Below are 18,369 nucleotides of genomic sequence, written 5' to 3'. Positions count from 1 at the left end.
TTGCGGAGACGAGCATGTGACCAGGACGCGGCTGAAAGGCTATTTCGAGACGAGTTTAGCCGGGTTGACGCAGCCGACGCGCTCCGACTGGATCTTTGCCTTGCGCACCGTTTCAGCCGGCTTGATCGCGCTGCTGGCAGCCTATGCGCTGAAGCTCGACCATCCGCAATGGGCCATGATGACGGTGTTCATCGTCGCCCAGCCGGTTGCCGGCATGGTGCTGGCGAAGGGCTTCTACCGGCTGCTCGGCACGCTGGTCGGCGGCATCGCCGCGATCGGCATCACCACCGTTTTCGGCACCAACCCCTGGGTGCTGGTGACTGTGCTTGCCATCTGGATCGGCATCTGCACCTTCGTCTCGTCGCTGCTGCGCAATCCGGAAGCCTATGGCGCTGCGCTTGCCGGCTACACCGCAATGATCATAGGCCTGCCCGCTTTCGGACAGCCGCATCTCGTCGTCGACCTCGCTGTCGCGCGCTGTGCCGAGATCGTGCTCGGCATCGTCTGCGCCGGCCTGACCAGCCGGCTGATCCTGCCAAAACTGGCCAGCGACGCCATCGTCTCGCGCCTGAAACGCTGCATCCTCGATCTTGCCACCTATGCCGGCGGTGCGTTCTCCGGCGGCGACCCGGCAACGCTGTCCGCGCTGCACCGAAAGCTGGTCACGGATACCCAGACGCTCGGCGAGATGCGCGCCTATGCCAGGCTCGAGGCGCCGAGCTTCGCGCCGCGCGCGCATCCGGTCCGGCGCACGATCGGACAACTGCTCTCGGCGCTGTCGGCGGCACGTGCGTTGCATTCGCATGCCGCTCCGAAGAATGCGGCGCTCATTCCGGTGCGTTCGGAGTTGCAGGCCCTTGTCGGTGAAATGGCCGCGAAGCCCGGCGCGCTGGACGACACCACGCCTTGGGTGGCGCGGCTCGACACCATCTCGGCCAAGGCCCGGCAAATGCCCGATGCCTCGACCGACCAAGGCGACGACAGGGTCGGCACGATCACCCGCCTGACCATTGCCGCCGATTTCGCCGATGCGCTCAAGCAGGTGCTGCGCGGCCTCGATGCCCTGCGTGCGCCTGCCACGCGCCCGGCCAGGGGCAGCAGGCAGCCTGCGCTGGTGGTGCATCGCGATTACGCCGGCGCATCGCGCAACGCGGTGCGCGCTGCCCTTGCGACGCTGCTGGTCGCGGCCTTCTGGTTGACGACGAAATGGTCGGAAGCCGCCGGCACGGTCATTCTCGTTGCCGTCGTGTCGAGCCTATTTGCTGCTCGCCCCGACCCAGTGCAGGTCGCCTGGGGTTTCTTCAAGGGAACGCTTCTGGCGCTGCCGTTTGCCTTTCTCGTCGGCCAGATCGCATTGCCTGCCCTGCCCGGCTTCGGCTGGTTCATGCTGTTTGTCGTGCCGATCCTGGTGCCGACGGCGCTGGCCATGGCCAATCCACGTTATGTCGGCGTGGCGACGGCTTTCGCCATCAACTTTCTCGCCTTCCTCAGTCCACACCAGGCGATGACCTACGATCCCGGACCCTTCTTCGCCGGTTCGGCGTCGATCCTGGTCGGCATCCTGCTGGCGATCGGTGTCTTCATCGTCGTGCTGCCGGCCGATCCTTGGCTCGCGGCCAACCGCATCGTGCGCGCCATGCGTGAGGATCTGGCGCGGCTTTGCCTGCATGAGCGGGTGCCGAGGCGGTCGGCCTTCGAGAGCCTCGCCTACGACCGCATCAACCAATTGATGCCGCTGGTGCAGAATGCCGGTCAGAAAGGCGATGCGGTTCTGGGCGGCGGCGTCGCCGCCGTCACCGTCGGCCTGGAGGTCCTTCGGCTGCGCGATGCGAGCCAAAGCCATGCCATCCCATCCGAGACCGCGCTTTCGATCGCCAACTTCCTGAGAGGGCTGGCGCGCGAACTGCTCTTCCGCGCCCCCGGCGATCCGCAGACATCCACCGTCACCGTCGCCCGGCAATATGCGGCTGGTATTGCCCAGCGAAACGGTACCGGGGAATTGCTGCAGATCGCGGCATCGCTGCGCATCATCGCCGCCGCGATGGAGGATTTTCCGGATTTTTTTGCCAGGGATAGGGGCTAGGCCGCGGCGATCGCCAGCGCGTGGCCGCGTGCGTTTTCGCGCAGCGCGTCGAGATGGATCGACTTGACCAAGGCGGCGAGATTACCCTCGGCGGATTGACCGCCCACTTCCTTGAGCATCAGCCAGCTTACCTCCTGCACACCGGCGACGCGCTTGCCGTTGGCGACCTCGCGCCAGATCTTCAGCGCACGCAGGATGATGGCGTGCGTGGCGCCGGCGAGCCCGGCGCTGCGGAACAATGCCTGCAAGGCCACGTCGTGCCCGCCGGCCAGCAGCGCCCTCACACGTTGTTCGGACTGCTGGCTGAGCGCAACCAGTGCCGAGCCGAAGAAATCGACCTTGCCATGCGCGATGGTGCGGATGAGGAAGCTCGCGGTGAGGTCGCCACGCAGCCTGAGATGCTCGATCAGGGCCGCATGTTCTTCCGTGCGCGTGCCTTCGATCAGCGTCACCGAAGCCTTGACGCAGGCGTCGCGCATGACGCGGTCGGCTCGCGCCGCGCCCATCATCGCCATCACCAGTGGCGACGTTTTCAGCATTTCGCCAAGCTTGACGAGCAGCATATGCCGGCAGTCGGCCGGCAGCCTGACATCCGATATCAGCGCCTCGCGCACCAGCGGCAGGTGCCCATGCCGTTCGGCCATGCGGCGGAAGCTGAGCGAGGCGATGTCGGCGCCGCTGTTGGCGAGCAGCACGGCGCAGGCGTCCGCCTCGCCGATCTCGGCGATGGCCGCTGACAGCGCCATCGAGACGAGCGGCCGGTCTGCGATCAGTTTTTGCGTCGCCTTCGGACTCGAAGCCACGCGGTTGATCAGGTCGGCGTCGGTGAGCAGCGGCGAGCGCGCCAGCACCACGCCGGCGACTTCCGGCTGGTCGGAGGCCAGCACGCTGATGATCTGCATTGGCGCGTGTTGGCTCATCGACAGCGCCTCGGCCATCGCCAGCCGCACCTTTGACGAGGCATCGTCGAGCAACAGTGTCAGCGCCGCCTCTGCGGCGCAGCGGTCCTCGAAGGGCAATTCGGAATTGATGTAGGCTCGGGCCAGAGCGCTCGCCGCCGCGGCGCGCTCCGACACCTTGGCCGTGTAGATCCACTTCAGGAAATGCGAAACAACAACCATGCCCGCCTGCTTACGCCCCTTGCCGGAAGGTTCCGACCCCACTGACGACCGTAGGCAGAATTGGTTTACGAACCGTTCACCATGTTCATTAACTGGCTTGCGAGGCTGATTTGCAGCGCCTATCAACCGTCAAGCACCTGAGGAGAAAGAAATGGCCGGACTTTATCTCGAAGAGTTCGTCGTCGGCCATGTCTTCCAGCACACGCTGCGCAAGACCGTTACCGAAAGCGACAACATGCTGTTTTCGGTGATGACGCTGAACCCGCAGCCGCTGCACATCGACTTCGATTTCGCCGCCAGGAGCGAATGGGGCAAGCCGCTGGTCAATTCGCTGTTCACGCTCGGGCTGATGATCGGCATTTCGGTCAATGACATCACCGTCGGCACCACGGTGGCCAATCTCGGCATGAAGGAAACCGTGTTTCCACATCCGGTCTTCCATGGCGATACCGTTCGCGTCGAGACGACAGTCATTTCGGTGCGCGAGTCCAGGTCGAAGCCCGATCGCGGCATCGTCGAATTCGAGCATCGCGCCTACAACCAGCATGGCGATCTCGTCGCCAAATGCACCAGGCAAGCGATGATGCTGAAGAAGGCGGCCTGATCATGCGCTCGCTGCTGTTCGTCCCCGGTGATTCCGAGAGGAAGCTGGAAAGGGGTTTTGGTGCCGGCGCCGACGTGGTCATCGTCGACCTCGAGGATTCCGTGGCGCCGCACAACAAGGCGCTGGCGCGCGGCGTAGCGGCGCGCTTCATCCTGGAACGCAGGGCACAAACGACTTCCGCCATCTATGTCAGGGTCAATGACCTCGCGACCGGGCTGACGGATGACGATCTGGCGGCGCTGGTTCCGGCGAAACCCGACGGCATCATGCTGCCCAAGTCGAACGGCGGCCAGGATGTGCAGCACCTGTCGGCAAAACTCAGGGTGCGCGAGGCCGAAAAAGGCCTGGCCGACGGCGCGATCAAGATCCTGCCGATCATCACCGAAACGCCGGCAGGCGTGCTGGCGGCGGCAACCTATGCCGGGACCAGCGCGCGGCTTGCCGGGCTCACCTGGGGCGCGGAAGACCTGTCGGCGGCGCTCGGCGCGCGCAGCGCCCGCGACGAGCATGGCCGCTACACGGACGTGTTCCGTCACGCTCGCACCATGACCATACTCGCCGCCGGTGCGGCGGAGGTCGCGGCGATCGACACCGTCTTCCCGAATTTTCGCGACATGGCGGCCTTCGCCGCGGAGTGCGCCGAGGCCGAACGCGATGGCTTCACCGGCAAGATGGCGATCCACCCCGATCAGGTGCCGGTCATCAACGCAGCCTTCACGCCGTCGGCCGAGGCGGTGAGACAATCGGCGGCAATCGTTGCTGCGTTCGCGGCAGCGGGAAGCCCCGGCGTCGTCGCTATCGACGGCAAGATGTTCGACCGCCCGCACCTGCGGCTGGCCGAGCGGCTTCTGGCGCGGGCAAAGGCGGCAGGTGTTTCCGCCTGAGCGCCTGCTACCAAACCAATGGAATCAGGCGGTAACGGACCCGGGCCACATAGTCGTCATAGCCGCGCAGACCGGCGCGAAGCGTTTTCTCTTCGATGAAGGTGCGGATGGCCAAGAGAACGACGAGCACGAGCACCGACGCCAGCCCCCACCAGGAACCAAGCAGAAGTGCCGTGCCGGCGAAGAAGAGGATGGCGCCGGCATACATCGGATGGCGGACGTAGCTGTAAGGCCCGGTGGAGATCACACGTTGTCCGCGTTCGTCCTGGATCTTGACCACGGGCGCCGCAAAACTGTTCTCCAGCATCGTCAGATAGCAGATCCAGATTCCGAGCAGCAGGACCAGTGCGCCGACCACCTGCACCCAGACGGGAACCGCCGACCAGCCGAAACGAACGTCGAATCCCATGAATATCTGAGAACCAAAGATGACGAGCAGAAGTATGGACAGCAGCACCTTGTCGGCCGCGTCTTGATTCTTCTGGATGGGAGAGCTCAGCCGCTCATTCATCAGGCCGGGATCGCGCCTCGCCAGCGCCACGCCCAAGGTGAGACTGAGGCCCACCATCCCCACCAGATAGACCCAGGCCCCCGGCCAATGCAGCGTGCCGGCCGACAGGAAGAGCAAGGCGCCCATAGCGACGAACCAGACGAATGTCTGAAGAACCAATTTCGCGATCATGATCGACCTGCCTTGATATCCGCTGATGATTGGTATTTTAGACCATTGGTCTACCATACAGACCGCTGGTCTATAGTTCAAGCGAACCTTCGACCCGAGGCTCCGAACTCCAGCTTAACAAAAGGCTTGCAGCAGTCGGTTGTGTTGGCCGCTTTTGCCGGGCAGCCTCCGTGATAGGAATTTTTTCTTGACTCGGTGATCTCAGCTATGGTACATTTTTGCCCATGGTGCTGATTTGCGCCAGTGGCCCGCCGCACAGGCGGGTTTTTCGTTTGATGCTCCGTCAGCCAACGCGCAAGCGGAGGCTCCGAAGGGACCCGTTAACCCGAAATTCGTTGCCCTGGCTGCCGACGTCGGGACTGGACGGGAGCAGCCATCACGTGCAGAAAGTTCGTCATGCCCCGTGTCATCAAGCATCCAGAACTCAGGCGAGAAGAACTTCTGGACCATGCCCAGGCCCTGTTCCTGACCCAGGGCTATGACAAAGCGAGCCTCAATGACGTGATTGCGTCCGCCGGCATCTCGAAGGGTGCTTTCTATCATTACTTCCCCTCCAAGGAGGCTCTCCTGGAGGCATTGGCCGATCGCTTTGCAAGACAGGCACTGGCTGGGGTCCAGGACATACTCCACGATCCCGGCCTCGACCCGCTTGGCCGCCTGAATGGCCTGCTCAGCCAGTCGCGGCGGGCCAAGATCGAAACCGCGCCGGAAGCTTGGGCTCTTTTCGAGACGATGTTCCGGCCTGAGAATCTGGTGCTTTTCCACCGTATCAATCTGGCCGCCAGCGCGTCGTTTTCACCGCTGCTGGTCAAGGTCATCAGGCAAGGAATCGAAGACGGCACTTTCAGGACCTTCGATCCGGAAGGTGTCGCCGACATCGTCATGCAATTCGGCATGGCCACGCGTGATGTCGTGGCCAAGGCCATTGCCGGCGGCAGCGACGCCGACATGGAGGCCGCGATCGAAGTCCTGGAGAAACGCGTCAGGCTCTACGAGATCGCCCTCGACCGCATACTGGGCCTGCCCGATGGAAGCATTCGGATCGGCGAGCCCGGCTATGTGCGCACCGTCATGACCGCCAGGCGGCGAACGAGTGCCGGCAAGGCGCGGTAACTGGCCGAGCCTTGGTATCTAGTCCTTGTCCCAGCGTGGCCGGCGCATCGAAAACACCTCGTCGACGCTGGCATAGTCCATATAGCCGAGACGAGCGACATTGCCGGCCTTGGTGATGTCGAACAGGCCGTCCGTCAGGAAGGCGTCGTCGATATGCACGCCGACCACTTCACCGGCGACGATGACGGCACTTGTCGGCGACCCGTCCAGGGCCTTTGGCCGAAAAACTTCAGTCACCCGGCATTCGAGCGCGGCCGGCGCTGCCGCCACGCGCGGCGGGGCGACCAGCCGCGACGGCGCCATGGCAAGATCGGCATAGACGAACTCATTGACGCCGCGCGGAGCATTGACTGACGTGCGGTTCATCTTCTCCGCGAGATCGCGGCTGACCAGATTGGCGACGAACTCGCCGGTTTCCTGGGCGAAGGAGGCGCTGTCCTTCTCGCCTTCGGAGGAGAACCAGACGATGAAAGGCCGCGTCGAAACGGCATTGAAGAAGGAATATGGCGCGAGGTTGATCTCACCAGCCCTGTTCAGTGTCGAAATCCAGCCGATCGGACGCGGCGCCACGATCGCCTTCGAAGGGTCGTGCGGCAGGCCGTGGCCCTTTGAAGGCTCGTAGAACATTCAGCCGACCCACGGCCCCGAATAGTCACTGTACAGCTTTGCCGGATCGGGCCGGGGCCGCTCCGGCGCCGGGCCGGCATAGGAGCCGATATGGATGAAGCCGATGACCCGCTCCTGCGGCGCCAGCCCCAGCAGTGCCCTGCCCTCCGGCACATCCGAATACCAGTTGCTGATCATGTTGGTGCCAAAGCCCAGCGCGTTGGCTGATATCATCAGGTTCATCGCCGCCATGCCGCCCGACAGGAACATTTCCCATTGCGGGATTTTTGGATTCTCCCTGGGGACAGATACGACGCCGATCACCAGCGGTGCGCGCGAGAACCGCGCCAGTTCCTGATTGCGGCGGCCCTCCGTCAATGGGCCCTCCCGCTGCTCGGCAAGTGCTGCCAGTTGCCTGCCGATCTCGACGCGGGCGTCGCCACGGTAGAGGATGAAGCGCCAGGGCTCCAACCGGCCATGATCGGGCACCCGGGAGGCAGCAGTGATCATTGTCGCGATCTCCGCATCGCTCGGCGCCGGCTCCTTCAGATCTGGAATCGGTGCGGAGTTTCGGGTCAGCAGGAAGTCGATGATCGGCGACGCCATGGGCGCAAGTCTCCTGGACATTCTGAGCTGAAGCGCACCATCGGGGATTCGGGCGGCTCGGGCATTGGCGCGGGATACGCCGGACGGAAGAGTCGTATCGGTCGGACTCTTAAGCCTTGAAATTGCCACCGCCATGGGCTTCAACGCAAGGCATGTTTGAGGGGACTGTCCGTCTTTTCCTGATCTGGCTCGGCGCCCTGCTGTTCATGGCGCCGGTTTCGTTCGCCATGGCGCAGAATGTCGACGGTGTCAGCGACCTGAAGCTTCCGGGAATTTCGAGCTACGCGACGCCGAAAGGCGAGACGTCACTGGCGCTGAGCGGCGGCGGTGCCATCACACTCTCTGCCCAGTTGACCGACAAGGGTTCCGACATCACGCGCGGTATCGTCTGGCGGGTCTTCAAGCCGGAAGCCGTCAACGGCAAATTGCCGATGGTCGCCTCCTCGCATGGCGGCACCGCCGTCTTCCAGCTCGAACCCGGCAGCTATCTGGTTCACGCCTCCTACGGCCGGGCCGGCGCCACCAAACGCATCACTGTCGGCAAGGACGCCAAGCGCGAAAGCCTCGTGCTCGATGCCGGCGGCCTCAAGCTCGACGCCGTGCTGTCCGGCGGCGTGCGCATTCCACCGAAGAAGCTGCGCTTTTCGATCTACGAGGGCACTGCCGAGGCCAATGGCGACCGCGCGCTGATCATTCCCGATGTCGAGCCCAACAGCGTCGTGCGGCTCAACGCCGGCATCTACCATGTCGTCTCGACCTATGGCGCGGTCAATGCGGTCATTCGCTCCGACATCCGCGTCGAGGCCGGCAAGCTGACCGAAGCCACCGTCGAGCATCACGCCGCCGAGATCACGATGAAGTTGGTGCGCGAAACCGGTGGCGAGGCGATCGCCGACACGTCCTGGTCACTGCTCAACGAGTCCGGCGATCCGATCAAGGAAACCGTCGGCGCTTTCGCCTCGATGGTGCTGGCCGAGGGCGACTACACCATCATCGCCAAGAACCGCGACCGCATCTACCAGAAGGATTTTACGGTCGTGGCCGGGCAGAACCAGGAAATCGAGGTTCTGGCCACCGAGGCCGCGGCGATGGATCCTGAAGAAGGCGCGGATTAACCTTCGTTTTAAGGATCAAGCCGCCAGTTCGGTCCGCGCCGGCAGGAACGGGATCCGGCGGCGTGGCAAAGCTGGCGCCAGGTCGAACACGCCGCGATAGAGGCGGTCGAGCAAGGCCTTGCGGTCGCGCAACGGCTCCAGTTCGCTCCAGCTCAGCACATCGCCGACGCGCACGTCGATCGCCTTGCCCGACAGCCGCGCGAATTCGTGGATGAGCAGCGACGTGCGCAGCGTCAGCGAGGCCTTGCCGACGAACTTGGCCACCCGGCCGTCGCGCTCGGCCATGTTCATCGGCCCGCTGACAAGATGGAACAGCCTGCCGTTCTGCCCGGAAAAATGCATCGGGATGACCGACGCCCTGGCGTCCTGGACGAGGCGGGCCGGAAACATCTTCCACGGCAGATCGCGCGCCCGGCCAAAACCCTTTGGCGCGGTGGCGACACCGCCGGCCGGAAAGACCACGATGGTGACGCCCTCCTTCAGCAACCGCACCGCTTCATGGCGCACGGCCATGTTGTTCTTCAGCGCATCCTTGGTCTCCGAAAAGTCGATCGGCAGCGAATAAGGCTCCATCTCGCGGATCTTGAGCAGATCCTTGTGGATCATCACCCGGAACGGACGGCCGAGCTGCTCGGCCAGCGACAGCACGGCGATACCGTCGCCGATGCCGAACGGATGATTGGCGACGATCACCAGCGGCGTGTCCGGCAATTGCGCGGGTGGCCACTGATCAGCGGTCCGCACCCCCACATCGATCAGGTCGAGCATGCGGCTGAACACGCGTTCGCCGGTCGGCACGACCTGGCGGCGCCAGAAATCATAGAGCGCGGTATAGCGGTCGCGGCCCGACAGGCCTTCGACCGAGTGAATGAACCAGCGCGCCAGCGCCGGCTGGCGCGGATTGGCATAGGAAAGCTCGGGAAAAGGTCGTTCGCGCAATTTCAACTTGAGCATAGGGGCTCGTTACAAGGTCGGCGTGACAGGGATATGAAAATGGCGGTGGATCGCTCCACCGCCATTTGGTCGAAACTATGCCAATCAGGCCGCGCGTTTGCGCCGGCGGTCGGGTGTAACAGCTTCCTCGGTCAGTTGCGCGATCGCCTGGTCAAGGCCAAGCGATTCCTGGTCGCGCGAGCCCAGTCGGCGCATGTTGACCGTCTGCTCTTCCGCTTCGCGCTTGCCGCAGACGAGGATGACCGGAACCTTGGCCAGGCTGTGCTCGCGGACCTTGTAGTTGATCTTCTCGTTGCGCAGATCCGCTTCCGCCAACAGCCCAGCGGCCTTGAGCTTTGTCACCACCTCGGTCGCATAGTCGTCGGCATCCGACGTGATCGTCGCCACCACCACTTGCAGCGGCGCGAACCACAGCGGGAAATGGCCGGAATAGTTCTCGATCAGGATGCCGAGGAAGCGCTCCATCGAGCCGCAGATGGCGCGGTGAACCATGACAGGCTGCTTCTTCTCGGAATCCGAGCCGATATAGAAGGCGCCAAACCGCTCCGGCAGGTTGAAATCGACCTGCGTCGTGCCGCACTGCCATTCGCGGCCGATGGCATCCTTCAGCACATATTCGAATTTCGGCCCGTAGAAGGCGCCCTCACCCGGATTGATCGAAGTCTTGATGCGATTGCCGGACCGTGTCCTGATCGTCTCCAGCACGCCGCCCATGATCGCCTCGGCGTGATCCCACGCCTCGTCGGTACCGACGCGTTTGTCCGGCCGCGTCGAGAGCTTGACGCTGATTTCGTCGAAACCGAAATCAGCATAGGTCGACAGGACCAGATCGTTGATGCGCAGGCATTCCGCCGCCAATTGCTCCTCGGTGCAGAAGATGTGCGCATCGTCTTGCGTAAAACCGCGCACGCGCATCAGCCCGTGCAGCGCGCCGGATGGTTCGTAACGGTGGACGTTGCCGAATTCCGCAAGTTTGACAGGCAGATCGCGATAAGACTTCAACCCATGCTTGAAAATCTGCACATGGCCCGGGCAGTTCATCGGCTTCAGAGCGAAAACCCGGTCGTCATCGGTATCGTCGCCGGCCACCGTCACCTTGAACATGGCGTCGCGATACCATCCCCAATGGCCTGACGTCTCCCACAGGCTCTTGTCGAGAACCTGCGGCGCGTTGACCTCCTGATAGCCCTGCTCGTCGAGGCGGCGGCGCATGTAGTTGACCAGGTTCTGGAACATCTTCCAGCCCTTGGCGTGCCAGAAGACGACGCCAGGCCCCTCTTCCTGGAAATGGAACAGGTCCATCTCGCGGCCGATCTTCCTGTGGTCGCGCTTCTCGGCCTCCTCCAGCATCGTCTGATAGGCTTCGAGCTGCGCCTGATCAGCCCAGGCCGTGCCGTAGATGCGGGTCAGCATCGGATTGTTCGAATCGCCGCGCCAATAGGCGCCGGCCACCTTCATCAGTTTGAAGGCGTTGCCGATCTGCCCCGTCGAGGCCATGTGCGGGCCACGGCAAAGATCGAACCAGTCGCCCTGCGCGTAGATCTTGAGATCCTGATCCTCGGGAATGGCGTCGATCAGTTCCAGCTTGTAGCGTTCGCCCTTGTCGGCAAACACTTTCTTCGCCTTGTCGCGCGACCAGACTTCCTTGGTGAACGGCTTGTTGCGCGAAATGATCTCGCGCATCTTCTTCTCGATCACGGGAAAATCGTCAGGCGTGAACGGCTCGTTGCGGGCGAAGTCGTAGTAAAACCCGTTCTCGATCACCGGCCCGATGGTCACCTGCGTTCCCGGCCACAATTCCTGCACGGCTTCCGCCAACACATGTGCGGCGTCGTGACGGATCAGTTCGAGTGCGCGCGGGTCGTCGCGGGTGACGATCTCGACCTTGCCGGATTTGCCAAGCGGATCGCTGAGATCGCGGACGGTGCCGTCGATCGCATAGGCGACCGCCTTCTTGGCCAGCGATTTTGAGATCGATTCGGCGAGGCCCGCACCGGTCATCGCCGCGTCGTATTCGCGGACGGAGCCATCGGGAAATGTCAGGGAAACGGAATTCAGCATGTATATCTCCTATCCAGTCCCGCAAACGAGCGCGGGTGGTTGAAATGCATGTCGCCCAAAAGTGTGTGGACGGTTTTGGGGTTACGACATGCAAAGAGTAGGCCGGATGCGTCCGGCAGCGGCTGTCTTTTATGGACAGATTCCGCCGCCGTAAAGCCCGGCTCAAATGTCAGACTTCATTTGATGAGCAGCGGCAGGTCCTTCAGGAACGCGGCTCGGGTCTTGAGGCCTTTGGGCATATCGGTCCGATCGGTGTCGACGACAAGGCGCGCAAAGACGATCTGGCGGCCATCCTTGTTCGCCCAGCCGACGAACCACCCAAGCGAGCGCTTATCCTGAACCTTGTCGGCATCGTTGCGCAGCCTAGTGCTTCCGGTCTTGCCCTGCACCGTCCAGCCTCCGGCCTGGAAGGTCGGGATGATGGCTGATGTCATGTCGTAGGCCCTGGCCGAGACAGGCAGCTTGCGGGCCAGCAGCTTGCGCAGGAAATCGACCTGCTCGACCGGCGTGATCTTGAGCGAGGAGTTTATCCAGGATTGGGTCAAACCATCATTCTTGCCGGGATTGCCGGAAACATCGGCATTGCCGTAGCCGAATTTGGAGACATAGCCAGCCAATTTTTCCGGCCCGAGCCGACTGGTGATTTCACGGGAGAACCAGACGATCGAATCCCGTTCCCAGATCACCGGATCGACGGTCTTCTGGTCCCGCTTCACCGCCTTGAACTCCGGCTTGTAGTCCCACGCCGGCGTATGCTCGTCGCTCAGGATCCCGCTGTCATAGCCGATCAGCGACAGCGGCACCTTGAACGTCGAGGCCGGGCTGAACCGCTGGTCGCACACTCCGTCCTGGTAAAGCGTCTTGCCGCTCGCCGCATCGGCGATCACCGTGCACTGCAAATCCCCCAGCGGCGCCGATTGCGCGCGCAGCGGAAATCCCAGCAGCCAGGCGAGCAGGAACAGAATCCCGGCAAAGATGAAGGGAAGACGGTCGAAATTGCGCATTTTCTGCTCGCTCCAGAAGGGGGTTCGCGAGCGGCTTAGCGGGGTCTCTTGTCTCGATTTTGTCTCAAATGCGCAGTCTTTGTGCAGGCTGTTGTTAACCCTACCGGATCGTAAACCTGCTATTCTCCCCGGCCATCATTCCTGCGCTTTGTCGCGCTTGCTGCCGATCCGCCAGTACCGCCAGGGCATGAACCAGAGATAGCGATCCGCAAGCGCCTCCGGCACCAGGTCTATGCCATGCGTGCCGAATGGCCCGCAGCGCAGCACGCGGAAGAATCCCATCCAGCCGCCGGCCCACAGACCATGGCGGGCGATCGCCTCATGCGCATATTCCGAACAGGTCGGCAGATGCCGGCAGGAATTGCCGACAAAGCCCGACAGCGTCAGCTGGTAGAGGCGCACGAGCGACGTGCCGAGGAGACGGCCTGGCGTCTTGCGCCAGGGGCCGGGCCAGTTGCGGCCGCGTTTTTGCGACCCGTCTATATGCGCATGCCCATGCTGGTCGCGCACCACAGTCTCCGTATCGCGTTTCCCAGGCGATAGATGTGGACTTCCGCCGGAGAACGCAATCCCCGCTCCTTCCGCGCCCCCGCCATCACGGACGGGAACGGCGAGACGGCTGCCTGTCAGCCGACGGCGCCCAGCGGCCACGACTGGCCGGCTCCTCGCGGCGCTTTGAATACTGCTTTTCGTCACGCCATTGAAACGTCGCGATCCGCATGACATCGCCAAAAATGTTCAGCAACTGGATCATGGTCGGTCTCCTTTGACATGGATTAGACCGCCGCTGGCCTTCGCCTTCAAACGAGTATAATTTCCACTTCGGATAATCCTGGGTTATGCGAAATGAAGCGTGGGCGCCTGCCGCTGACGGCATTGAGGAGCTTCGAGGCGGCGGGCCGGCATCTGAGCTTCAGCCGGGCGGCCGAGGAGCTTTTCGTCTCGCAGGCGGCGATCAGCCGGCAGATCCGCGAGCTCGAAATCTTCCTGCATCGACCCTTGTTCGAACGTCACCATCGACGAGTCGAACTGACCGACACCGGCCGGCGTCTGCTGGATCAGCTTGTCAGAAGTTTCGACGCCATCGATACCTTGCTTGGCGATCTGGTGGCGACACCGGCGCAGTCCGTGGTCCGTGTCAGTGTCGAGCCGTCGCTTGCCTCCGTGTGGCTGGTGCCCCGGCTCAACCGCTTTCGCCAATTGCGGCCCGACATCGACGTCTCTCTCGAGGTCGATCCAAGGCTGATCGAGTTCCGCAGCGATCAGCCGGAGCTTGCCTTGCGCTTCAGCGCGCATGCCGACTCGTGGCCGCGCAGCCAGGCCGAGCGGCTTGCCTCGACGGTCGATTCGCCGGTCCTGTCGCCGGCGCTGCTTGCTTCTGGCCCTGCCCTCAGGAAGCCAATCGATCTTGGCCGCTACACGCTTTTGCACGAGGAGAATCGCCAGGGCTGGGTGCGCTGGTTCGAAGCGGCCGGCGTGCCCGCCGACGCCGTGCCCGCGCGCGGGCCGATGCTGGCGGATGCGTCGCTTTCAAAGCAGGCCGCCTTGCTCGGACATGGCGTGGCATTGGGCGATCTGTTGCAGATCGGCGGGGAAATCGCATCCGGCGCGCTGGTCAAGCCGTTCGACATCGACGTCGCATCCGGCGCCTATTGGCTGGTGGCCAGAAACCTGCACGACCTCTCGGAGCCGGCCGCCGCGTTCGCCGACTGGCTCAGAAGTGAATTTGCCGAAAGCAGGCGGGCGCTGGAAGCGCAGGCTTAAACCCTTCTGGCCCGGTTCCTGTCCAGCCAAATGCCAAGCCGTGGCAACAAAGATTTTGGGCGCCTGCGCGAAGCCTGCGCACCGTGGACGGCCAAATCCCAAGGTCAGGCCGCTTCTTCGGCGCGCTTCTTCTCGATCTGGCCGATCGCGTCGACCACGGCATCGAAAGTCAGCATGGTCGAAGCGTGCCGCGCCTTGTAGTCGCGCACCGGCTCCAAATATCTGAGATCCGCAAAGCGGCCGTCCGGCGGGGCGCCATTTTCCTTGAGCATCTTCAGCATGGTGTCGCGCACCGCGCGCAATTCCTCGGCACTCGCGCCGACGACATGCTGCGCCATGATCGATGACGACGCCTGGCCGAGCGCGCAGGCCTTCACGTCATGGGCAAAATCCGTGACGACGCCGTCCTGCATCTTGAGGTCGACGGTGACGGTCGAACCGCATAGCTTGGAGTGCGCCTTGGCGGTCGCGTCAGGACGATCGAGACGGCCGATGCGGGCGATGTTTCCGGCAAAACCGAGAATTTTCGCGTTGTAGACGTCGTTTATCATAATTTTCCAATCCGTCGCCGCCAAGCGAACAGCGATTGCCGCTGTCGTGTCTTCCTTTCGCTCGCTATGACCTTATATAATGCTGGCAGTCCGGTATCGACAAGAACGACGAAAGCCAATGTCCTTGCCGGGAAGTTCACGCCGCTTACGGGGCTGGAAACGGGGCGAGTTTCCGACACCGAAAGGTCGTGGTCCGTTCAACTCGTTCCTCCGCCGAGAGGGACTACGGGAGACGCCTTTATGGATGCCGTCATCAAGAAGCTCATGCCACAGTCAGCCTATATGGAAAAGCCGGTCACCGACCGGCCAAGCGAAGCCGAAGTCGAAGCCGCCGTGCGCACGCTTTTGCGCTGGACCGGCGACAATCCGGACCGCGAAGGGTTGGTCGACACGCCGAAGCGGGTGGCAAAGGCCTTTCGCGAAATGTTCGGTGGTTACGACATGTGCCCGGCCGACGAGCTCGGCCGCACCTTCGAGGAGGTCGCCGGCTACGATGACCTGGTGATCGTCAAGGACATCACATTCCATTCGCATTGCGAGCACCATATGGTGCCGATCATCGGCAAGGCGCATGTCGGATATCTTCCGGACGGCAAGGTCGTCGGCCTGTCCAAGATCGCACGCGTCGTCGATATCTTCGCCCACCGCCTGCAAACCCAGGAGGCGCTGACGGCGCAGATCGCCGGCGTCATCCAGGACGTGCTCAATCCGCGCGGCGTCGCCGTCATGATCGAGGCCGAGCACATGTGCATGGCCATGCGCGGCATCCGCAAGCAGGGATCAACCACGCTGACCTCGACCTTCACCGGCGTTTTCAAGGACACGCCCGAAGAGCAGGTCCGTTTCGTCACCATGGTGCGCGGCGGCGGGGTCTGATCGGCCCTCGCCGGCCATCAAAACAAGGACCGGCGATGTCGGCACTGGAATTTCCAAAAGCTCCGTCGGACAAGAAGGCTCTCGAGGAAGGCGCGGTGTTTTCGCCGCGCTTCGATGCAGCCGGGCTGGTCACGGTCGTCGTGACAGACGCCGCGGACGGCATGCTGTTGATGGTTGCGCATATGAACGCGCAAGCACTGGCGCTGACGCTTGAGACCGGCATCGCCCACTACTGGTCGCGCTCGCGCAGCGCGCTTTGGAAAAAGGGCGAAACATCAGGCAATTTTCAGCATGTCGTCGAGATGCTCACGGATTGTGACCAGGATGCCATATGGTTGCGCGTCAAAGTGTTGGGCCACGACGCAACCTGTCACACTGGCCGGCGTTCATGCTTTTATCGGACGGTGGGGCTGGTCGACGGCAAAGGGACGCTTGCCATCGACGGCAGCAAGCCGCTGTTCGATGCAGAAAACACGTATCGGAAACCAACAGCTTGAACCTTCTGCCTGACACCAACGACACAGATTCATCATTTCGATACGCCCCGCTCGTATAGTAGCCTCGGGACAAGGGAGATCATGATGCTCGAGTGGGCGTCATTGCGTAACAGACCAGATGTCAGGGAGGCCAACGGCCTGTCCTCGTCAGGCGGCGCGTCCGAAACGAACTCCCAGAAGAAAACAGGCATTTCGCTCGCCTTGGGTGGCGGGTGCGCCCGTGGCTGGGCGCATATCGGCGTGCTGCGCGCGCTGGATGAAGCCGGCATCGAAGTATCGATGATCGCCGGCACCTCGATCGGCGCGCTGGTCGGCGGCTGCTATCTCGCCGGCAAACTGGACGAGCTCGAAGAATTCGCCCGCAGCCTGACCAAGCGCCGCATCTTCGGCCTGCTCGATCTCAATTTGCGCGGCAGCGGCCTGTTCGGCGGCATGAAACTCGATGCAAGGCTGCGCGAGCACATGGCCGGCATTCGTTTCGAGGACCTTGCCAAGCCGTTCGTCGCGGTCACTTCCGAAATCCGCACCGGCCACGAAATCTGGCTGTCGAGCGGCTCATTGATTACCGCCATGCGCGCCTCTTATGCGCTTCCCGGCGTGTTCGAGCCGGTGAATTGCAACGGCCGCGTGCTGGTCGACGGCGCTCTGGTCAACCCCGTACCGGTTTCGGTCTGCCGCGCCTACGAGCAGCCGCTCGTCGTGGCGGTCAACCTTCACTATGACCTGTTCGGCCGTGCCGCCGTCATCAAGCACAGCGCTGGCGAACTGGTCGTCGAAAAGGACGCGCCGAGGGCCGGACATGGCGATCCCGAACACCAGTCGCATCAGACCCGGCTCGGCATCACCGGCGTCATGGTCGAGGCCTTCAACATCATCCAGGACCGCATTTCGCGCGCAAGACTTGCCGGCGATCCGCCAGACATGTCGCTGCAGCCGAAGCTCAGCCATATCGGCCTGACCGAGTTCCACCGCGCCGACGAGGCGATCAATCTCGGCTATCAGGCGACGATGGCGCAGATCGGCGAACTGACCCGGCTGCAGACAGTTCTCGCCTGATCAAAACCTACGCACGAGCCGCATCGGTGATACGAAACTGAACGGTGCGGTTGCCGTTCCAGTAATTCCCTGAGAGCGAACCGGCGACGTGGATTGTCTTGCCCCGGTTCTTGAACAGGAATTCGCCAAGCGCGGTATCGACGGCGCGAAAGGCGATCGCCTGGATCCGGCCGCCGCTTTCCGATTGCAGCTCGACGCGGATGTGATTGGTGCCGACCGGCCGCGCATCGGCCAACCGGTGGCGCGGCAACGCGAAAACAGGGGCCACGTGCCCGGCACCGAACGGTCCGGCTTGTTCCAGCGCGTCGAGCAGGCTGAGTGTCGCGCCTTCAGCGGCAAGCGCACCGTCTATGGCCAGGCTTTCCTCGCCCTGCAGGCGAAACACGTCGGCTGCCGCCCGCTCTTCGAAAAACGCCCTGAGCTCACCAAGCCTCGCCCGCTCGACGGTGATGCCCGCCGCCATGCCATGCCCGCCACCCTTGACGATCAGACCGGCAATGGCCGCCTCGCGCACCAGCCGGCCGAGGTCGAAACCCGAGACCGAGCGGCCCGAGCCGGTGCCGATGCCGTTGGCGTTGAAGGCGATGGCGAAGGCCGGCCGGCGGGCATGATCCTTCAGCCGTGAGGCGAGCAAACCGACGATGCCCGGATGCCAGCTGTTGCTGGCGGTGACGACGATAGCCGGGCCATTGCCGCCGGCGAGCTCCGCATCGGCCTCGGCGCGCGCCGCCGCGAGCATCTCCTGCTCCATCAGCTGCCGTTCCTGGTTGAGCCGGTCGAGCGTCTCGGCAA

General features: G+C 63.1%; 20 protein-coding genes. 9 read left to right on the top strand and 11 right to left on the bottom strand.

Translation table 11 applies throughout. The annotated features are described in order from the left end of the window. Positions 1 to 16: 16 nt before the first annotated feature. On the top strand, positions 17 to 2,083 hold the full coding sequence (locus EN955_RS17180; protein ID WP_024505348.1) for an FUSC family protein: 2,067 nt from the start codon (positions 17 to 19) through the stop codon (positions 2,081 to 2,083). Here EN955_RS17180 and EN955_RS17175 read toward each other — a convergent pair. Further along, on the bottom strand, positions 2,080 to 3,204 hold the full coding sequence (locus EN955_RS17175; RefSeq protein ID WP_024505349.1) for a DUF2336 domain-containing protein: 1,125 nt from the start codon (positions 3,202 to 3,204) through the stop codon (positions 2,080 to 2,082). The genes EN955_RS17180 and EN955_RS17175 overlap by 4 nt on opposite strands. A 151-nt stretch (positions 3,205 to 3,355) precedes the next feature. On the opposite strand from EN955_RS17175, the gene EN955_RS17170 reads away from it, so the two are divergent. Together EN955_RS17170 and EN955_RS17165 are read left to right on the top strand one after the other, a co-directional pair. Then, positions 3,356 to 3,808 (top strand): MaoC family dehydratase, encoded by a 453-nt coding sequence (locus EN955_RS17170; protein ID WP_024505350.1) that lies wholly within the window; start codon positions 3,356 to 3,358, stop codon positions 3,806 to 3,808. A gap of 2 nt (positions 3,809 to 3,810) precedes the next feature. Continuing rightward, entirely contained in the window at positions 3,811 to 4,692 is an 882-nt protein-coding gene (locus EN955_RS17165; RefSeq protein WP_024505351.1) for a CoA ester lyase, read from the top strand. A 7-nt stretch (positions 4,693 to 4,699) separates the two neighbouring features. On the opposite strand, the gene EN955_RS17160 is transcribed toward EN955_RS17165, so the two are convergent. Further along, entirely contained in the window at positions 4,700 to 5,374 is a 675-nt protein-coding gene (locus tag EN955_RS17160) for an isoprenylcysteine carboxylmethyltransferase family protein (protein WP_024505352.1), read from the bottom strand. 396 nt (positions 5,375 to 5,770) lie between these two features. Here EN955_RS17160 and EN955_RS17155 point away from each other — a divergent pair, with 396 nt between their 5' ends. Further along, positions 5,771 to 6,487 (top strand): TetR/AcrR family transcriptional regulator, encoded by a 717-nt coding sequence (locus EN955_RS17155; RefSeq protein ID WP_024505353.1) that lies wholly within the window; start codon positions 5,771 to 5,773, stop codon positions 6,485 to 6,487. Between the two features lie 18 nt (positions 6,488 to 6,505). Here the strand turns inward: EN955_RS17155 and EN955_RS17150 are convergent, their stop codons facing one another. After that, complete coding sequence (locus EN955_RS17150) at positions 6,506 to 7,114, bottom strand: flavin reductase family protein (RefSeq protein ID WP_024505354.1); 609 nt, start codon at positions 7,112 to 7,114, stop codon at positions 6,506 to 6,508. Continuing rightward, positions 7,115 to 7,699, bottom strand: coding sequence for a nitroreductase (locus tag EN955_RS17145; RefSeq protein WP_024505355.1), 585 nt, complete (start codon positions 7,697 to 7,699; stop codon positions 7,115 to 7,117). It abuts the gene before it with no gap. A 152-nt stretch (positions 7,700 to 7,851) separates the two neighbouring features. Here EN955_RS17145 and EN955_RS17140 point away from each other — a divergent pair, with 152 nt between their 5' ends. Beyond that, positions 7,852 to 8,814, top strand: coding sequence for a hypothetical protein (locus tag EN955_RS17140; RefSeq protein ID WP_024505356.1), 963 nt, complete (start codon positions 7,852 to 7,854; stop codon positions 8,812 to 8,814). Between the two features lie 15 nt (positions 8,815 to 8,829). On the opposite strand, the gene EN955_RS17135 is transcribed toward EN955_RS17140, so the two are convergent. The 5 genes from EN955_RS17135 to EN955_RS17115 form a co-directional block, all read right to left on the bottom strand. Next, positions 8,830 to 9,768, bottom strand: coding sequence for a GNAT family N-acetyltransferase (locus tag EN955_RS17135; RefSeq protein WP_024505357.1), 939 nt, complete (start codon positions 9,766 to 9,768; stop codon positions 8,830 to 8,832). Between the two features lie 84 nt (positions 9,769 to 9,852). Further along, positions 9,853 to 11,829 (bottom strand): threonine--tRNA ligase, encoded by a 1,977-nt coding sequence (gene thrS / locus EN955_RS17130; RefSeq protein WP_024505358.1) that lies wholly within the window; start codon positions 11,827 to 11,829, stop codon positions 9,853 to 9,855. Between the two features lie 176 nt (positions 11,830 to 12,005). Next, positions 12,006 to 12,833 carry a class D beta-lactamase gene (gene blaOXA / locus EN955_RS17125; protein WP_013531977.1) on the bottom strand — a complete coding sequence of 276 codons (828 nt, stop codon included), beginning with the start codon at positions 12,831 to 12,833 and terminating at the stop codon, positions 12,006 to 12,008. Between the two features lie 135 nt (positions 12,834 to 12,968). After that, positions 12,969 to 13,343, bottom strand: a complete 375-nt coding sequence (gene yidD / locus EN955_RS17120) for a membrane protein insertion efficiency factor YidD (RefSeq protein WP_013531978.1) — start codon at positions 13,341 to 13,343, stop codon at positions 12,969 to 12,971. 85 nt (positions 13,344 to 13,428) lie between these two features. Then, the gene (locus tag EN955_RS17115; RefSeq protein WP_081714426.1) at positions 13,429 to 13,587 is read right to left on the bottom strand and encodes a hypothetical protein; all 159 of its coding nucleotides are present in this window, start codon (positions 13,585 to 13,587) and stop codon (positions 13,429 to 13,431) included. A gap of 92 nt (positions 13,588 to 13,679) precedes the next feature. Between EN955_RS17115 and EN955_RS17110 the strand changes: the two genes are divergently transcribed. Next, positions 13,680 to 14,597 carry a LysR substrate-binding domain-containing protein gene (locus EN955_RS17110; RefSeq protein ID WP_013531980.1) on the top strand — a complete coding sequence of 306 codons (918 nt, stop codon included), beginning with the start codon at positions 13,680 to 13,682 and terminating at the stop codon, positions 14,595 to 14,597. Between the two features lie 104 nt (positions 14,598 to 14,701). Here the strand turns inward: EN955_RS17110 and EN955_RS17105 are convergent, their stop codons facing one another. Then, complete coding sequence (locus EN955_RS17105) at positions 14,702 to 15,148, bottom strand: iron-sulfur cluster assembly scaffold protein (protein ID WP_024505359.1); 447 nt, start codon at positions 15,146 to 15,148, stop codon at positions 14,702 to 14,704. Positions 15,149 to 15,388: 240 nt separating this feature from the next. Here EN955_RS17105 and folE point away from each other — a divergent pair, with 240 nt between their 5' ends. The 3 genes from folE to EN955_RS17090 all read left to right on the top strand — a co-directional run bounded on the left by folE (position 15,389) and on the right by EN955_RS17090 (position 17,577). Next, a complete protein-coding gene (gene folE / locus EN955_RS17100; RefSeq protein ID WP_013531982.1) occupies positions 15,389 to 16,024 on the top strand; it encodes a GTP cyclohydrolase I FolE in 636 nt (211 codons plus the stop codon). 35 nt (positions 16,025 to 16,059) lie between these two features. Continuing rightward, a complete protein-coding gene (hisI, locus tag EN955_RS17095) occupies positions 16,060 to 16,521 on the top strand; it encodes a phosphoribosyl-AMP cyclohydrolase (RefSeq protein ID WP_013531983.1) in 462 nt (153 codons plus the stop codon). 81 nt (positions 16,522 to 16,602) lie between these two features. Continuing rightward, positions 16,603 to 17,577, top strand: a complete 975-nt coding sequence (locus EN955_RS17090; RefSeq protein ID WP_174299064.1) for a patatin family protein — start codon at positions 16,603 to 16,605, stop codon at positions 17,575 to 17,577. Positions 17,578 to 17,584: 7 nt separating this feature from the next. Here EN955_RS17090 and EN955_RS17085 read toward each other — a convergent pair. Beyond that, positions 17,585 to 18,369 (bottom strand): DHHA1 domain-containing protein (locus EN955_RS17085; protein ID WP_245492840.1); only part of this gene is annotated, 785 nt, incomplete at its 5' end.

Source organism: Mesorhizobium sp. M7A.F.Ca.CA.001.04.2.1, assembly GCF_003998485.1.
GTDB classification, from domain to species: Bacteria; Pseudomonadota; Alphaproteobacteria; order Rhizobiales; family Rhizobiaceae; genus Mesorhizobium; species Mesorhizobium ciceri.
This window is presented reverse-complemented; position numbering and strand designations above follow the sequence as displayed.

Excerpts from the sequence above, each read along its gene's own strand:
- EN955_RS17175 (WP_024505349.1), bottom strand. The coding sequence starts at position 3,204 with ATGGTTGTTGTTTCGCATTTCCTGAAGTGGATCTACACGGCCAAGGTG.
- EN955_RS17170 (WP_024505350.1), top strand. The coding sequence starts at position 3,356 with ATGGCCGGACTTTATCTCGAAGAGTTCGTCGTCGGCCATGTCTTCCAG.
- EN955_RS17165 (WP_024505351.1), top strand. The coding sequence starts at position 3,811 with ATGCGCTCGCTGCTGTTCGTCCCCGGTGATTCCGAGAGGAAGCTGGAA.
- EN955_RS17160 (WP_024505352.1), bottom strand. The coding sequence starts at position 5,374 with ATGATCGCGAAATTGGTTCTTCAGACATTCGTCTGGTTCGTCGCTATG.
- EN955_RS17155 (WP_024505353.1), top strand. The coding sequence starts at position 5,771 with ATGCCCCGTGTCATCAAGCATCCAGAACTCAGGCGAGAAGAACTTCTG.
- EN955_RS17150 (WP_024505354.1), bottom strand. The coding sequence starts at position 7,114 with ATGTTCTACGAGCCTTCAAAGGGCCACGGCCTGCCGCACGACCCTTCG.
- EN955_RS17145 (WP_024505355.1), bottom strand. The coding sequence starts at position 7,699 with ATGGCGTCGCCGATCATCGACTTCCTGCTGACCCGAAACTCCGCACCG.
- EN955_RS17140 (WP_024505356.1), top strand. The coding sequence starts at position 7,852 with ATGTTTGAGGGGACTGTCCGTCTTTTCCTGATCTGGCTCGGCGCCCTG.
- EN955_RS17135 (WP_024505357.1), bottom strand. The coding sequence starts at position 9,768 with ATGCTCAAGTTGAAATTGCGCGAACGACCTTTTCCCGAGCTTTCCTAT.
- thrS (WP_024505358.1), bottom strand. The coding sequence starts at position 11,829 with ATGCTGAATTCCGTTTCCCTGACATTTCCCGATGGCTCCGTCCGCGAA.
- blaOXA (WP_013531977.1), bottom strand. The coding sequence starts at position 12,833 with ATGCGCAATTTCGACCGTCTTCCCTTCATCTTTGCCGGGATTCTGTTC.
- EN955_RS17115 (WP_081714426.1), bottom strand. The coding sequence starts at position 13,587 with ATGATCCAGTTGCTGAACATTTTTGGCGATGTCATGCGGATCGCGACG.
- EN955_RS17110 (WP_013531980.1), top strand. The coding sequence starts at position 13,680 with ATGAAGCGTGGGCGCCTGCCGCTGACGGCATTGAGGAGCTTCGAGGCG.
- EN955_RS17105 (WP_024505359.1), bottom strand. The coding sequence starts at position 15,148 with ATGATAAACGACGTCTACAACGCGAAAATTCTCGGTTTTGCCGGAAAC.
- folE (WP_013531982.1), top strand. The coding sequence starts at position 15,389 with ATGGATGCCGTCATCAAGAAGCTCATGCCACAGTCAGCCTATATGGAA.
- hisI (WP_013531983.1), top strand. The coding sequence starts at position 16,060 with ATGTCGGCACTGGAATTTCCAAAAGCTCCGTCGGACAAGAAGGCTCTC.
- EN955_RS17090 (WP_174299064.1), top strand. The coding sequence starts at position 16,603 with ATGATGCTCGAGTGGGCGTCATTGCGTAACAGACCAGATGTCAGGGAG.